13 protein-coding genes are annotated in these 15,375 nt (G+C 29.8%); 8 read left to right on the top strand and 5 right to left on the bottom strand.

Annotation, left to right across the window (positions count from 1 at the left end; translation table 11 throughout):
* The first annotated feature begins 33 nt into the window (after positions 1 to 33).
* The 3 genes from ACW9UN_RS13830 to ACW9UN_RS13820 all read left to right on the top strand — a co-directional run bounded on the left by ACW9UN_RS13830 (position 34) and on the right by ACW9UN_RS13820 (position 3,925).
* Positions 34 to 225: a hypothetical protein gene (locus ACW9UN_RS13830; protein WP_459486892.1), complete on the top strand. Its 192-nt coding sequence runs from the start codon at positions 34 to 36 to the stop codon at positions 223 to 225.
* Positions 203 to 682 (top strand): DUF6036 family nucleotidyltransferase, encoded by a 480-nt coding sequence (locus ACW9UN_RS13825; protein WP_459486891.1) that lies wholly within the window; start codon positions 203 to 205, stop codon positions 680 to 682. Before ACW9UN_RS13830 ends, ACW9UN_RS13825 begins: the two co-directional genes overlap by 23 nt.
* A 516-nt stretch (positions 683 to 1,198) precedes the next feature.
* Positions 1,199 to 3,925, top strand: coding sequence for a DNA gyrase/topoisomerase IV subunit A (locus ACW9UN_RS13820; RefSeq protein WP_459486890.1), 2,727 nt, complete (start codon positions 1,199 to 1,201; stop codon positions 3,923 to 3,925).
* A 325-nt stretch (positions 3,926 to 4,250) separates the two neighbouring features.
* Here the strand turns inward: ACW9UN_RS13820 and xerD are convergent, their stop codons facing one another.
* The gene (xerD, locus tag ACW9UN_RS13815) at positions 4,251 to 5,156 is read right to left on the bottom strand and encodes a site-specific tyrosine recombinase XerD (RefSeq protein WP_459486889.1); all 906 of its coding nucleotides are present in this window, start codon (positions 5,154 to 5,156) and stop codon (positions 4,251 to 4,253) included.
* Positions 5,157 to 5,197: 41 nt separating this feature from the next.
* Between xerD and aroQ the strand changes: the two genes are divergently transcribed.
* On the top strand, positions 5,198 to 5,611 hold the full coding sequence (aroQ, locus tag ACW9UN_RS13810; RefSeq protein ID WP_459486888.1) for a type II 3-dehydroquinate dehydratase: 414 nt from the start codon (positions 5,198 to 5,200) through the stop codon (positions 5,609 to 5,611).
* Positions 5,612 to 5,674: 63 nt separating this feature from the next.
* Here the strand turns inward: aroQ and ACW9UN_RS13805 are convergent, their stop codons facing one another.
* The gene (locus ACW9UN_RS13805; protein ID WP_459486887.1) at positions 5,675 to 7,012 is read right to left on the bottom strand and encodes an MATE family efflux transporter; all 1,338 of its coding nucleotides are present in this window, start codon (positions 7,010 to 7,012) and stop codon (positions 5,675 to 5,677) included.
* A 46-nt stretch (positions 7,013 to 7,058) separates the two neighbouring features.
* Here ACW9UN_RS13805 and ACW9UN_RS13800 point away from each other — a divergent pair, with 46 nt between their 5' ends.
* The 3 genes from ACW9UN_RS13800 to ACW9UN_RS13790 all read left to right on the top strand — a co-directional run bounded on the left by ACW9UN_RS13800 (position 7,059) and on the right by ACW9UN_RS13790 (position 9,388).
* The gene (locus ACW9UN_RS13800; protein ID WP_459486904.1) at positions 7,059 to 7,505 is read left to right on the top strand and encodes an acyl-CoA thioesterase; all 447 of its coding nucleotides are present in this window, start codon (positions 7,059 to 7,061) and stop codon (positions 7,503 to 7,505) included.
* A 137-nt stretch (positions 7,506 to 7,642) separates the two neighbouring features.
* A complete protein-coding gene (locus ACW9UN_RS13795) occupies positions 7,643 to 8,764 on the top strand; it encodes a DEAD/DEAH box helicase (protein ID WP_459486886.1) in 1,122 nt (373 codons plus the stop codon).
* On the top strand, positions 8,765 to 9,388 hold the full coding sequence (locus tag ACW9UN_RS13790; RefSeq protein WP_459486885.1) for a trimeric intracellular cation channel family protein: 624 nt from the start codon (positions 8,765 to 8,767) through the stop codon (positions 9,386 to 9,388). It begins immediately after the preceding gene.
* Positions 9,389 to 9,437: 49 nt separating this feature from the next.
* Here the strand turns inward: ACW9UN_RS13790 and ACW9UN_RS13785 are convergent, their stop codons facing one another.
* Positions 9,438 to 12,692 (bottom strand): S41 family peptidase, encoded by a 3,255-nt coding sequence (locus ACW9UN_RS13785; protein WP_459486883.1) that lies wholly within the window; start codon positions 12,690 to 12,692, stop codon positions 9,438 to 9,440.
* 71 nt (positions 12,693 to 12,763) lie between these two features.
* Between ACW9UN_RS13785 and ACW9UN_RS13780 the strand changes: the two genes are divergently transcribed.
* Positions 12,764 to 13,228: a MaoC family dehydratase gene (locus ACW9UN_RS13780; protein WP_459486882.1), complete on the top strand. Its 465-nt coding sequence runs from the start codon at positions 12,764 to 12,766 to the stop codon at positions 13,226 to 13,228.
* A 14-nt stretch (positions 13,229 to 13,242) separates the two neighbouring features.
* Here the strand turns inward: ACW9UN_RS13780 and ACW9UN_RS13775 are convergent, their stop codons facing one another.
* Positions 13,243 to 13,674: a hypothetical protein gene (locus ACW9UN_RS13775; protein WP_459486881.1), complete on the bottom strand. Its 432-nt coding sequence runs from the start codon at positions 13,672 to 13,674 to the stop codon at positions 13,243 to 13,245.
* A gap of 98 nt (positions 13,675 to 13,772) precedes the next feature.
* Complete coding sequence (locus ACW9UN_RS13770) at positions 13,773 to 15,275, bottom strand: hypothetical protein (RefSeq protein WP_459486880.1); 1,503 nt, start codon at positions 15,273 to 15,275, stop codon at positions 13,773 to 13,775.
* Positions 15,276 to 15,375: the final 100 nt, after the last annotated feature.

The raw sequence follows: 15,375 nt of genomic DNA, 5'->3' as shown, positions 1-15,375 counted from the left end.
TATAATTTGGAATTAAATAGAATGTAACACAGTATGGAAATAAAATTTCAAACAAAAAAACAAAGTAATCAAAACCAATTAGATGAGTTTTTAAAACTTAATCCTTCTCAGCGTGTACAAAGTTTTTTTAAGTTGATGTATCAATTGAAGGATTTTCCATCTCATAAGAAAGAAAATAATGAAAATTTTAAAATCGTAATTGATGCAAAAACTTTGGGAGAGTAAAATAAATAAGTTCATAGCTTTAGCAAATCAGTTTCAGGTAAAAATGATTATGGTTGGTGGAGGTGCTGTTAATTTTCACGGCTATCAAAGACATTCTGCTGATGTAGATTTTTGGATTTCAACTTCTGATGAAAATCTAAAAAACTTGATACAAGTATTTAGAAGTATGGATTATGAAATTGATGATTTTCCAAAAGAGGTGAAGGCTAATATGCAAAATATTTCTGTAAAATTTTCACCTGTTGATTTAGATTTAGAATTAATTACACGGTTTTCATCAGTAAAAACATTTGATGAGGCATATAAAAACAGTGAAGAAGCAATTATAGAGGGAGAAAAAGTATTAAAATGGAGAGTTTTATCTTATGATGACCTAATAGACAGTAAGTTAAAGGCACAAAGACCTAAAGATTTACTTGATGTTCAACAGTTACAAGAGATAAAAGGAAAATTATAAAATAAATTGTGACCTGTTGAGAAGTGATAGAGCTATTGCTGTAAATATTAAAATTATTAGAATATTTACAAAAATGAGAGATTTACTAAGTGATAATTTAAATTTGCGATTAGAAATTGAAGACATCAAAAAGAAATGAACGAATTACGACAAAAATATAGAGTTAGTTTTCAACGATTTAGATGAATCCTATCCTAAATCCTTTCCAAAGGAAAGGACTTTGAGCAAGTTTATAGTAAATAAAAATTACAATTTTGGTTATAATTTAAATAATAAACATATTAAAAAGACCTCACAGGTTTTTAAAACCTGTGAGGTCTGAAAGAAACAAAATAAATTGATAGAAAATTAATTACGTAATTGCAAATAATTAGCAAGTATGCCTGCGTTAGGGATTGGAGTGGCATCCTTTTTTATTTTTCATAAAAAAGATATAACGTAAAGCCCGACCTTTAGGGAACGCCCAAAGAAACAAATACACAATTAAACGATTAAACAATTAAACGTTTAAAAAGAATGAGTGAAGAAATAAACGAGAACGAACACGAAGAAGAATTAACGAACGAAGGTGAACAATTAGATTCGCCTCAAGAAGAAACCATTACCAAAGTTACTGGTATGTATAAAGAATGGTTTTTAGATTATGCTTCGTATGTAATTTTAGAAAGAGCAGTACCCTCTTTAGAAGACGGATTAAAACCTGTACAACGTAGAATTATGCATTCTATGAAAGATTTAGATGATGGACGTTACAACAAAGTAGCCAATATTGTTGGGCATACTATGCAATATCATCCACATGGAGATGCTTCTATTGCTGATGCTATGGTTCAAATTGGTCAGAAAGAATTGCTGATTGATATGCAAGGAAACTGGGGTAACATCTTAACAGGAGATAGAGCTGCAGCATCTAGATATATTGAGGCACGTTTGTCTAAATTTGCTTTAGAAGTTGTATTTAATCCGAAGACAACAGAATGGAAATTGTCTTATGATGGTAGAAGAAAAGAACCTATAGATTTACCTGTAAAATTCCCTTTATTATTAGCGCAAGGAGCAGAAGGAATTGCAGTTGGTTTATCAACTAAAATATTACCACACAATTTTAATGAGTTGATAGATGCTTCTATTAAATATTTAAAAGGTAGAAGTTTTAAAATTGTGCCTGATTTTTTAACTGGCGGAATTGCAGATTTTACCAATTATAATGATGGTAAAAGAGGAGGAAGGGTGCGTATTCGAGCAAAAATTTCGCAATTAGATAAAAAAACGTTGGTGATAAATGAAATTCCGTTTTCTACAACAACTTCTTCTTTAATTGATAGCATTTTAAAAGCCAATGATAAAGGTAAAATCAAAATAAAAAAGATTGAAGATAATACTGCAGCTCAAGTAGAAATTTTGGTGCATTTGCCACCAAACGTATCACCAGATAAATCTATTGATGCTTTGTATGCATTTACCAATTGCGAAACATCAATATCGCCTTTAGCGTGTACTATTAAAAATAATACACCTGTGTTTACAGGAGTTTCTGATATGTTGAAACATTCCACAGATTTAACTGTAGAATTGTTAAAACGTGAGTTAGAAATTCAGTTAAACGAACTAGAAGAGCAATGGCATTTTTCGTCCTTAGAACGAATTTTTATAGAAAATAGGATTTATAGAGATATTGAAGAACAAGAAACTTGGGAAGGTGTAATTGAAGCGATTGATAAAGGTTTACAACCACATATAACTCATTTAAAAAGAGCAATTACTGAAGAAGATATTGTTCGTTTAACGGAAATTAGAATCAAGAAAATATCAAAATTCGATATTGACAAGGCCAAACAACATATAGAAAGTTTAGAAGAAAAAATTGCAGGTGTAAAACATCATTTAGATCATCTTATTGATTTTGCAATCGACTATTTTAAAAACCTAAAAGAAAAATACGGAAAAGGTAAAGAGCGTAAAACTGAAATTAGAATTTTTGATGATATTGTGGCATCAAAAGTAGCTATGAAAAACGCTAAATTGTACGTAAATAGAGAAGAAGGTTTTATTGGTACTTCTTTAAAAAGAGACGAATTTGTAGCAGATTGTTCTGATATTGATGACATTATCGTTTTTAGAAGAGATGGTAAAATGATGGTAACCAAAATCGATGCTAAAACCTTTGTAGGTAAAGATATTATTCACATTGCCGTCTTTAAAAAGAAAGATAAACGAACCATTTATAATTTTATGTATAAAGATGGTACAAGAGGTCCAAGTTATATGAAACGTTTTGCGGTTACTGCTGTAACTCGTGATAAAGAATACGATTTAACCAATGGTAGTAAAGGTTCTAAAGTCTTATATTTTTCTGCAAATCCGAATGGAGAAGCAGAAGTGGTTACCATAAATTTAAGAGCTGTTGGTAGTATTAAAAAACTAAAATGGGACATCGATTTTGCTGATTTAGCTGTAAAAGGTAGAGGAGTTCGTGGAAATACTATTACCAAGTTTGCTATTAAAAGTATCGATTTTAAATCTGCAGGAGTATCCACTTTAAAACCTCGTAAAATTTGGTTCGATGAAACTGTACAACGTTTAAATGTTGATGAAAGAGGAGATTTGTTGGGTGAATTTAGAGCAGAAGATAAGCTGTTAATCATAACTCAAGAGGGTAAGGCGAAAGCTGTAAAACCAGATTTGGCAATGCATTTTGATGATGATATGATTGTTTTAGAAAAATGGAAACCTAATAAACCCATTTCTGCAATTTATTTTGATGGTGAAAAAGCCAAATATTATGTAAAACGCTTTTTGATAGAAACACCAGAAAAAGAAGAACTTTTTATTTCTGAACATCCAAAATCTAAATTAGAAATTGTTGCTACAGATTATAGACCAATTGCAGAAGTGCAATTTTCTAAAAGAAGTTTAGCTAATGAAGAAGTTAATTTCGAAGAATTTATTGCTGTAAAAGGGATAAAAGCTCTTGGAAATCAATTAACAACAGAGCGTATTAAAAATGTAAATTTATTAGAATCATTACCTTACGAAGAACCAGAAGAAGAAAAAGCGGAAGATGTTGAAGTGGTTGAAGAAGAAGTGATTGAAGATAAATTACCATTAGAAATTCCTGCGGTTGAAAAACCTGCAACTATAGATGCAGAAAGCAAAGAAAACAAAAAGAACGAGCTTTTAAAGAAAGCAATTCAAAAGAAAAAGGAAAATACAGATGATGATACGCAGCAAAGTTTGTTTTAAATAAAGAACATGAGTTTGATATAAGTTTATTTTGTAGAAAAACAGTAGATTGTCATTTCGAAAATAGTGTCGCTGAGAAATCTCAACGTTAAATTAAGATTTCTCAATTTCAGTAAAAATGGCATTCGTTTCAAAGAATAAAAGTTATAGTATGTTAATAATTGGTGGTTTTTAAATCGAACTCACGTTAAAGAATATTATTTTTAATAATGCAATCAATGTTGATGAAAAGGGTAAATAAGTAAAATCAGAAATAAATTTTATCAAGAAATGATTACATAAATACTTTATTATCAATAATATAGTGCTTTTCTCTTTGTGAAAGTTAGGATGAACTTTTTCTTGGATGAAATGTTTCAACTACTTCTTTTAAATAACTTCTATCTAAATGTACATAAACCTCTGTAGTAGTAATGCTTTCATGACCTAACATTTGTTGTATTGCTCTTAAATCGGCACCATTTTTTAATAAATGAGTTGCAAAAGAGTGACGTAATGTATGCGGACTGATTTTTTTATTTAGATTTATTTTTGTGGCTACGTTTTTTAAAATAGTAAAAATCATTTGTCTAGTTAATCCTTTGCCACGCCGATTTAAAAACAGTGTATCTTCATAACCTTTAACCGGTTTTAAATGACAACGAATTTCATCAATATAAATAGTAATGTATTTTTGGGCATTGTAATGAATGGGTACAAAACGTTCTTTGTTTCCCTTTCCAATAACTCTTATAAAACCTTCTTCAAAAAATAAATCTGAGATTTTTAAAGAAATTAACTCACTAACCCGTAAACCACAACTATACATGGTTTCTATAATAGTTCTATTTCTTTCTCCTTGAGGATGACTTAAATCGATTGCTAAGATTAACTCATTAATTTCATCTTCAGATAAAGTATCTGGTAATTTTACACCAATTTTTGGAGCTTCAATTAAATCTGTAGGATTCGTTTCTCTATAATCTTCAAAAATTAAATAATCAAAAAAGCTTCGTAAACCAGAAATAATTCTTGCTTGACTTCTAGGGTTTACTTGCTTAGCAATTTCATAAATAAATTGTTGTACCGTATTTTCAGCTATAACAATAGGTGAGGTGTTGATATCATTTTTATCTAAAAACCAAGTCAATTTTTCTAAATCTCTCGTATAACTTTCTATCGTATTCTTAGATAATCCTCTTTCAATTTTTAGATAACTTTGATAATCTTTAATTGCATTTTGCCATTTCATTTGCTAAAAATAAAGTTTATATTTACAACTTAAAATGTTTTATGAAACTAATCATTATTAACGGACCAAATTTAAATTTATTAGGAAAACGCGAACCAGATATTTATGGTTCTGAAACTTTCGAGGATTTTTTTAGACAATTACAATTGAAATTTAAAAATATAGAATTGTCGTATTATCAATCTAATAGTGAAGGAGCTATTATCAATAAATTACATGAAGTTGGTTTCGATTACGATGGAATTGTTTTAAACGCTGCAGCGTACACGCATACTTCTGTAGCAATTGGTGATGCTGTAAAAGCTATTCATACACCTGTGGTAGAATTACATATTTCTAATGTTCACGCTCGTGAAGAATTTAGGCACCATAGTCATATTGCTCCTGCAGCAAAAGGAGTTCTTTTTGGTTTTGGCTTAAAAGGCTATGAGATGGCTCTACAAAGTTTTTTATAAAGTAAAATTACATGCTAGTTAAAAAAATGGATGTCGTAAAAACTAGTTAAAGAGCGTGTAGATCTATTGTAAATTTGTATCAACTTCTCGTTTTACAACCCAAACTGTAATTACAGTAGATAATACATCAGCAATAGGAAAAGACCACCAAACACCAACAACTCCATAATATTTTGGTAACACATAAGCTAAAGGAATTAAAAATATTCCTTGTTTTAATAGTGTTAAAAATAAAGCGGGAATTGATTTTCCTGCAGCTTGAAAATAAGCAGAACCAATTAATTGCATAGTTACAATAGGTGTAGCTAAAAATACAATAATCATAGCATTTGGGGTTTCCGAAAGTAAAGTAGTATCGTTAGTGAAAATCCAAATTATCTCTTCCTTTAGAAATATAATACCGATAAATATAATTGTACCCAATACCGAACCAAAATAAATAGATTTTTTAATGGTTTCTTTTACTCGATCATTTTTTTCTGCACCAATATTAAAACCTGCAACAGGTAAAAAACCTTGAGAAACCCCTAAAACAGGAGATAAGGCAAACATCATTACTCGATTTATAATACCAAATATAGATATAGAAATTTCTCCTCCATATGTAAAAAGAGAATAATTTAAAACAATCATTAAAATACTTATAGCACCCTGTCTTACTACAGATACTCCACCTAATTCTACAATTTCTCTTACGATTTTTCCATCTAAAGCAAAGTTTTTAGGAATAATTTTCAATTCGCTTTTAGAGGATAGAAAGAAATACAAAATAAACAAACCACAACTAGCAAAAGAAAGGGAAGTAGCTAAACCAGCACCTGTCATTCCCCAATCAAAAAACTTGATAAAAATTATGTCTAAAACAATATTCAATACAGCAGGAATTATCATGGCATACATAGCAAATCTTGGTTTTCCTTCTGCTCTAATTACTGGATTTCCCATCATTGCAAAAGCCAAAAATGGCACTCCAAAAATAACCATTGCAAAATATTCTGATGCAATTGGTAAAATATCACCTTTAGCACCAAATAAATTTAAAATTGGTACACTAAAAAAGTTTCCTAATAAAACAAAAATAATGGCTAAAATAAGGGTTAAACAAATCTGGTTACCAAAAGTTAAAAAAGCTTTTTCTGAGTTTTCTGCACCTAAAGCTCTAGAAATAATTGAACTTCCTCCAATTCCAATTCCCATTCCAATAGAAGAAATTAAAAATGCAATTGGTAAAACAACTGTTATGGCTGCAATAGCCAAAACACCTACCCATTGCCCAACAAAAATGGTGTCTACAATCATGTTTAAAGACATAACCAAAATACCAATTGTGGCAGGAACTGCTTGTTTTATTAAGAGTTTACCAATTTTTTCTGTACCTAATTCGTTTGCTAACTTTGTCATAAGAAGCTGCAAATATCAACATTTATAAAAAGATTCATCTAAATCTATCATCAATAATTACTATACAAATATTAAAATCTTTAAGTTTGCCAAAAGCTATAAAATGCAGCAGATTTTTACACTAAAAATTACAGTTTCTACGGATGATATAGACAATTTACAACACGTAAACAATTTGGTTTATGTAAAATGGATGGATATCATTGCCACAAAACATTGGGCATTTTTAACCAAAGATCATCCTTTGCCTCAATACGTTTGGGTTGTTGTAAGGCACGAAATAGATTATTTAAAACAAGCGGGTTTGGGCGATGAAATTACTGTAAAAACTTGGGTTGGTGAAACCAAAGGAATTACTTCTGTACGTTTTATGGAGTTTTATAAAGGTGATGTTTTGCTTGTAAAAGCCAAAACAGTTTGGGCAATGTTAAATGCTAAAACCTTTAAACCTGCAAGAATTAGAGAAGATGTATTAAAAGTACTGCTAAATTAAATCGTTATAATTTTAAAAATTAAATGATAAAATCTTTCTAAATCTAAAATTAATTTAGGCCATTTTTTTTGGAGCAATTTATGTAATTTGTTTTATTACACATTAATAAAAGTATCTTTGCACAAAATTAAGAAACAATGTCAACATTTTCTGCACTCGGAATTCATAAAGATTATATAAAATCAATAAAAGAAATAGGGATTTCTAAGCCAACTGAAATCCAAGAAAAAGCAATACCAATTTTATTAAATTCTAAAACTGATTTTATTGGATTGGCACAAACAGGAACTGGAAAAACAGCAGCTTTTGGTTTGCCTGTTTTAAGCAAAATTGATGCAGATTCTGAGCATATTCAAGCCTTAATTTTATCGCCAACAAGAGAATTGGTGCAACAAATTAAAAAACAGTTATTTAAGTTTACAAAATATGTAGACCAACGTATATTTTTAGAAGCAGTTTTTGGTGGTGAAAAAATTGATCGTCAAATGAATAATTTAAAAAGAACTACGCATATTGTTATTGCAACTCCTGGTAGATTAATAGATTTGATAGAAAGAGGAGCAATAGATATCAGCCATGTAAAAACCGTTATTTTAGACGAAGCTGATGAAATGCTGAGTATGGGTTTTAAGCAAGATTTAAATCGAATTTTAAAATTTACAAAGAAAGCAGATCGAAAAACTTGGTTATTTTCTGCTACAATGCCAGATGAAATTAAAAGAATTGTAAAAACGTATATGGATGCAAATGCACCACGAATTGAAGTAAATAAAAATGCTTTGGTAAATGCAAATATTCGTCATCAATACACCAAAACATCATTAAAAGAAAAAGTAGGGGATATCATTTCGTTTTTAGAAAAAAGAAACGATCAAAGAGGAATTATTTTTTGCCGAACAAAAGCTGGTGCTCAAAATTTAGCAAAACAATTAATTGAAGAAGGATTTTCTACAGCTGCATTAGAAGGAGATATGCAACAAAAAGAAAGAGATAAAGTAATGCGTGCTTTTAAAAATGAAAGTTTACAATATTTAATTTCTACTGATGTTTCTGCACGTGGTATTGATGTAAAAGATTTAGAGTTTGTAATTCACCATCAATTACCAGAACAATTAGAATATTATACCCATAGAAGTGGTAGAACTGCAAGAGCAGGAAAAACAGGTACTTCTTTGGCATTTATATTGCCATCAGAATTAGAGAAAATTCATCAAATTCAAAAAGAATTGCAGATTAAATTTACTGAAGTTACAGTTTAAATGGATTTCATTTATGTTTTAGATATTTTAGGTACATTCGCTTTTGCAATTAGTGGAGCTTTAGTGGCTTCTGATCAAAAATTTGATTTATTTGGTGTAGTTATTATTGCTTTTGTAACGGCTGTTGGTGGTGGCATGCTACGTGATGTTTTAATTGATGCACATCCCATAAATTGGATTGGAGATTTAAACTATTTATGGACAATATTAATTGCTGTTGTTGCTACTTTTTTATTTAAAAGTAAAATATTACCCTTATATAAAACTCACTTTTTATTTGATACAGTGGGCATTAGCGTATTTACATTATTGGGTTTGCAAAAAGGTTTAAGTTTTGATTTGCACCCTATTATTGCTTTAATTATGGGGATGATTTCAGCAGTTTTTGGAGGTGTTTTACGTGATGTTTTAACTAATAAAATTCCGCTAATTTTTGAAAAAGAAATTTATGCATCAGCTTGTTTGGCTGGTGGTATAACATATTTGATATTATCTTATTTTGATATTTCTAAAGATTTAATTTTCATTATTTCTGCATCAGTAATTGTAACTGTTCGATTGATTGCCGTGAAATTTCATTTGCAATTGCCCAGAATTAAAGATGATTTATTTGGTAAAACATAAAAAAAGCGAAACTGTAAATGTTTCGCTTTTTGTTATATATCAAAATATTTTATTTTACTTCTTTTAACAACTCTCTTATCGAACGTATTAATTGTTGGTCAATTCCATTATCAATTTTTCCTGGCATGTTTTTCACTTTTATAGTTGGTTCTGTTTGGTTGTTTTCCATCCATTCACCAGCTTTATTTTTGGCACTAACTGGCACAACACCCCAATAACCACCATTTTGTAAACCTTCCCAACCTGCAAAACTACAAGTTCCAGGAACTGGCATACCTACTGTTTTTCCAATTTTTAAATCGGTATAACCTTGTGCATAACAATGCCCATCAGAATACATGCTTTCGTTAAAAATAGATAATGTTGGTTTTGTCCAACGTGAAGTAGGTTCACCACCAACTACTTTATCTTCAGTTGCGTACGTTATAAAAGGCACTCCAGTAAAAAACATGGCTAAATCTGCTACTAAATCTCCACCACCATTAAAACGCGTATCAATAATCACCGCTTTTTTATCAAAATATTTACCCATCATATCTTGGTAAATACTTCTATATGGTCCATCTCCCATTCCAGGTATATGTACATAACCTAACTCGCCATTACTTTCTTTTTCAACTTCTTTCTCGTTGATTTTTACCCATCTATTGTACAATAATCTACTTTCTGAACCTAAAGAAATTGGTTTAACAGTAATGGTTTGCGTCTTTTTTGTTTCAGGGTTTAAAACTTCTAACAACATAAATTTACCAGATTTTCTGTTGAAATATTTTGCTAAATCTTCATTTTTAGAAATGGTAACCCCATTTATTTTTGTAATAATGTTGCCTTTTTTGATGTTGAATTTTGCTTTATCTAAAGGACCTCCTGCAATAATTTCATCAATTAAAATTCCATCTTCTTTAAAGTCGTAATTGATAAAAATGCCTAAAGAGGCTGTTGCATCTGCATTAGAAACGTTGCTGCCACTGTAACCAGCACCTGCATGAGAAACGTTTAATTCTCCTAACATTTCTGATAACATTTCAGAAAATTCATAACCGTTAGAAATGTGTGGTAAATATTTTTGGTATTCTTCTTTCATCATTTTCCAATTGATTCCGTGAAAATCTGGGTGATAAAAAATAGCATTGGTACGAATCCAAACATGATCGAACATGGCTTTTCTTTCTGCGTATTCATCTAACAAAATTTCACCTTTTATAGATACGCCTTCTCGTTTTTTGCTTGCAGGATTTAATTTTGTAATTCTTCCACTGCTTAGTAAATAAAGGTTTTTCATTTCTTTATCCCACTGTAAACTTCCAGAACGTGTGTTTAAAGGCATTAACATTTTAGTTTCTTTGGTTCTTAAATTAGTGCTCCAAAGATTTGATTTCCCTTCAAAACTTGCTAAATAATATAAAAAATCACCTTTTTTAGACAGCACAGCATCACCCAAACTAGAAGAGTGAATCGTTAATCTTTTGGTTCTATCTTTCATATTTGCCCAATCAAACTCAAGCGTTTTTGTTTTGTCTTCTTTTTTAGCGTCTTTTGATTTGCTATCTTTTTTCTTCGATTTTTTGTCGTCTTTTTTGTCTTTCTTTTCTTCTTCTTTTTTCTTTTTTTCTTCCTCTTTTATGGCTTGCATCAATTTGTATTCTTCATCACTTAAATTAAATTCGTCCCAAGCTTCTTGTGTAAAAAACATACTGTAAACATCAGATTGCGAACGACCACTTGTTGCATAAGATTTTAATCCGTTTCTATTGCTAAACCACAACATTTGTTTCCCTCCATTTACCCATTTTGGATAATAATCATAATAACCACTTTCGTTTAAATTTATTCTTTTAGAACCATCTGCAGCCATTAATAATACTTCGCTATTGCTTAAAGTTTTGCTCCAATCTACCAACAACCATTTGCTATCTGGACTCCAAGTAAAATATTTATCTCCATCTCTCATATGAAATAAATCTTTTGGAGTTAACAGTGTTGTTTCTTTTTTAGAAGCAACATCTACTATTTTAAGTGTTCTTCTGCCTTCTATAAAAGCTATTTTTTTTCCATCTGGTGAGTATTCTGCCAAATAATTATCTACTTTATTATCTATTAAAGCAGTTTCTTTTACTAAAGTTGCAGCGTAGAAAAAAGGTTCTTCTTTTCTAACTTTTTCAGTTTTATAAACGCTCCATTTTCCATTTCTTTCGCTACTATAAATTACTGATTTTCCTTTTGGCCCCCAAGAAACAAAACGTTCGTTTTCTGGTGTGTTTGTTAATCTTTTAGTAAAAGATTTGTCTACAGAAGTAACAAAAATTTCGCCTCTGGCAATAAATGCAATTTCTTTTCCATTAGGAGATACAGCCATTTCTTGAATTCCGCCATTTACAGAAACAAACTTATCTGTATTTTCTTTGTCTTGTGTAATAATTTTTATGGTTAATTTTTTAGGTGATGCTCCTTCTTTTAGGGTATATAATTCTCCATCATATCCAAAAGAAATCACACCATTTGCAACACTTAAAAAACGCACAGGATGCAAACTAAAATTGGTCAGTTTTTCATCAGAATTGTTAGTTAAGTTCATTTTATGCACATTAAAAGAACCACTTCTTTCACTTAAATAATACATGCTTTTTTCATCGTCGCTAAAAAATGGATGTCTGTCTTCTGCATTATGCGTTGTAATCATTTTATGAATGTCTGTCTTTGCATTGTACATCCAAATATCTCTGGTTATAGATGATGTATGGTGTTTTCGCCATTCGTTTTCGCCACCTTTTTTATCATGATACAACATGGTTTGTCCGTCTTTAGAATACTGTACATATTCTGCAGGAATTGTAAATATTTGCGAAACTCTACCAGTTGCAACAGGAACACTGTACAATTCTGATTGCGATCTGTGAGGATATTGTCTGTGATTTACATCATCTTGTCTTAACGCTCCAAAAACAACATTTTTATCATCTGAAGTAAAAGAAAACGGAATTTCATCATTAGAATGAAACGTTAATCTGGTTGCAGCTCCACCATCAGCATTCATTATATAAATATCAAAATTACCATATCTATTAGATGCAAAAGCGATTTTAGAACCGTCTTTGCTCCAAATAGCTTTGTAATCGTGCGCATTATGATAGGTTAGTTGTTTTGCAGTACCTCCATTAGTGCTCACTTTGTATAAATCGCCTTTGTAAGTAAAAGCAATTTGTGTTCCATCTGGAGAAATTGAAGAATGCCTCATCCATTGTGGATTGTCTTGGCCGTAAATTGAAATTGATAAAAAGGTAAGAAAAAGTAGGATTGGTCTCATTTAATTGAAAATTTTGACTAATTTAATGAATTGTAATAATTTAATACTCAATAAAAGTTAAATATTAGAATATGAAACCATTAGAATTTACAAATTTTGAAGATTTTAAAATGATGATAGGTAAGGAGTTGCCTGTTGGTAATTGGTACACAATAACACAGCAAATGATTAATGATTTTGCTAATGCAACTTTAGACAAACAATGGATTCATATTGATGAAAAAAGAGCTGAAAAAGAGTCTCCTTTTAAAAGTACAGTTGCTCATGGTTTTATGTCTGTTGCTATGATTTCTAGAATGTTGGAAGAAACTTTTGTAATTAAATCTGTAAAAATGGGCTTAAATTACGGTTTAAATAAAGTTCGATTTCCAAATCCTGTTCCTGTAAATAGCAAATTAAGAATGCATTCTAGCATTAAAGCTATAGAAGATTTAAAAAACAACGGAATTAAAATAACCTTTACTTGTACAATAGAAATAAAAAACCACCAAAAACCCGCTTGTGTTGCTGAATTTTTGGTGGCTTTATTCGAATAAGTAAATTTTTGATGCTATGCTAAAATTCCTGAATTTTCAGCTTTTTTAGCGAATAATACTAAGTAAAAGCTAATTAAAATAGTAATAATTGGCTGAATTAAACCTGTGTTGCCATACACTTCTAAAGCGTTTGTCATAAAAAAAGAATAAGCTGTTTGCACTAAAACACCTAATAAAGAAATGACAAATACTTTATGTGCTATTTTTTTGCGTGCTAAAAGTAAAATACATCCTAATAGACCAAACCACACAGCAATAGCAAAAGCAGCTGTTACCCAAGATGGAGTATTTTCTATTAATTTTAACTGATCTGCAGGAATTAACGCTTTCATATCGTCTGTCATAAAAGCTTGTCCTAAATACACCATAACACCCATTGCATTCCAGATAAGTGCTAAAACAGAAATTATCCAGAAAGATTTAGAAGGTTTTGTAGTTGTTGCCATAATTTTAAAAGTTTAGTTGATTGATGATAAATATAACAATTTCTTTTTTAATCAGTTAATGAGTAATTTTAAATGAATACCTAATTTTTTTGGGGTTGTTATTCCTTGCAATTTAACATCATTATTTTTTTTCTTCCTTTAGAATGATTGTACATTACAAATTTTCCATTATTGTAGCTTCCTAAGTAAGGAATGTAAGTGGTTTTACCTTTATTATCTTGAATTTTTTCATAATCTAAATTACCATCTATATCATAAACAAACGCATATAAAGACGTAGATTCAAACCAGCCTTTAGAAACTTTTAATCTTCCATCACTTTTATCAGAGAGTTTTTTTCCAGAATTTAATAAAATATACAACTTATCATTCTTTAAAAATGCATTGTAAGATGGTTCTGTAGCTCTTTTAAAAATACTTCTTCCCCATTTTAAATTGCCATTTGCATCTAATTTTGTAATTAAAATATCATCATAATGATAGGTTGTTACATAGTATCCACCATTCATTCCATTAGACACATAAACTTGAACCACATAGAATTCTTCTGCAATTAAAAAAGTATTGCCCTTTTCATCCTCTAAAATATAATCTAAATTAAAGCTAGTTAATTCTGAATCTTTTTTACTCTTTGCATTTCTATAGCCATATAAATCTTCAAAAACTTTGTTAGGCAAAGGCGCTTTCTTTTTATTCAAAACAGATAGTGTATTCTTGTCAACAGAAAATTGACTAACTCCTTTAATTCCAAATACTTTATCTTGAGAGTAATACCCAATTAGCCTTAAATTATCTTTATAAAAAGACAAACTCATACTTTTAATATATTCATCTTCTGTAAGTTCTATTTTACCAGTAGTAATGTTATCAATATCAATTTTTGTAAGCACATACGAATAATTTGCTTTTGCTTTTTTTCTTTCGCGTCTGCCTTTAAAGTACTCTTTACCAATGCTAAAAACAACTCCGTTGTTATCTACAACCATATCTGATGATGTGTAATACTTTTCTTCATTAGCATAATAGGCTTTAGTAAAAACAGAAGATAATGTTTTGGCATCAAAAAGATGTACATCATAAGAGTTTGAATTCTTTTTTACATTATCTGTAGTTATTGCAATAAATTTTTTGTTGGGTGATATTGAAAAGTTTGTTTGTCTTTTATTCTGACCAGAAAATAACGCACTTTTCTTTTCTACATTTGTATCTAATAAGGTTGCTTTTGTAGATGTAAATGTTGATATATTTAACGTATAACAGTTTAAAATTCGTTTTGTTTTTGACGGACTTTCTACCATAAAAACTCTTACTTGGTTGTCATAATAAAATTCACCAACAAAGCTTTCTTTTTTACTTAATGGTACAGATTTAATTTTTTTTCCTTTCGCATTTTCATCAAAACTTTCAAATATTAATGTTGATTTGCTTTTTCGAGCAATTATAGTAAGGTTTTGTGGAGTAGTATAAACGCTTAAAATAGTGGTTGATTTATACTGATCTTTATATGAATTACTTTCATTGATATCAAAATAAGAAGTTTGAGCTGAAATTTGTACAGTGATACCTATAAATATAAGACAAAGCCTAAATGCATTTTTCATAAAATTAGTTTATACAATATTAAGTGATTATTCACATTTTTAAAACTTTTTATAAAAATATTTGTGTTTCTTTAAAATGTAAAGTATATTTGACATATTA

Source organism: Polaribacter litoreus, from assembly GCF_054584775.1.
This window is presented reverse-complemented; position numbering and strand designations above follow the sequence as displayed.

Bases quoted from the DNA above. Each gene is read 5' to 3' on its own strand.
- ACW9UN_RS13805 (WP_459486887.1), bottom strand. From the start codon at position 7,012: ATGACAAAGTTAGCAAACGAATTAGGTACAGAAAAAATTGGTAAACTC.
- ACW9UN_RS13825 (WP_459486891.1), top strand. From the start codon at position 203: ATGCAAAAACTTTGGGAGAGTAAAATAAATAAGTTCATAGCTTTAGCA.
- ACW9UN_RS13790 (WP_459486885.1), top strand. From the start codon at position 8,765: ATGGATTTCATTTATGTTTTAGATATTTTAGGTACATTCGCTTTTGCA.
- ACW9UN_RS13775 (WP_459486881.1), bottom strand. From the start codon at position 13,674: ATGGCAACAACTACAAAACCTTCTAAATCTTTCTGGATAATTTCTGTT.
- ACW9UN_RS13820 (WP_459486890.1), top strand. From the start codon at position 1,199: ATGAGTGAAGAAATAAACGAGAACGAACACGAAGAAGAATTAACGAAC.
- ACW9UN_RS13770 (WP_459486880.1), bottom strand. From the start codon at position 15,275: ATGAAAAATGCATTTAGGCTTTGTCTTATATTTATAGGTATCACTGTA.
- ACW9UN_RS13780 (WP_459486882.1), top strand. From the start codon at position 12,764: ATGAAACCATTAGAATTTACAAATTTTGAAGATTTTAAAATGATGATA.
- ACW9UN_RS13795 (WP_459486886.1), top strand. From the start codon at position 7,643: ATGTCAACATTTTCTGCACTCGGAATTCATAAAGATTATATAAAATCA.
- ACW9UN_RS13830 (WP_459486892.1), top strand. From the start codon at position 34: ATGGAAATAAAATTTCAAACAAAAAAACAAAGTAATCAAAACCAATTA.
- ACW9UN_RS13785 (WP_459486883.1), bottom strand. From the start codon at position 12,692: ATGAGACCAATCCTACTTTTTCTTACCTTTTTATCAATTTCAATTTAC.
- xerD (WP_459486889.1), bottom strand. From the start codon at position 5,156: ATGAAATGGCAAAATGCAATTAAAGATTATCAAAGTTATCTAAAAATT.
- aroQ (WP_459486888.1), top strand. From the start codon at position 5,198: ATGAAACTAATCATTATTAACGGACCAAATTTAAATTTATTAGGAAAA.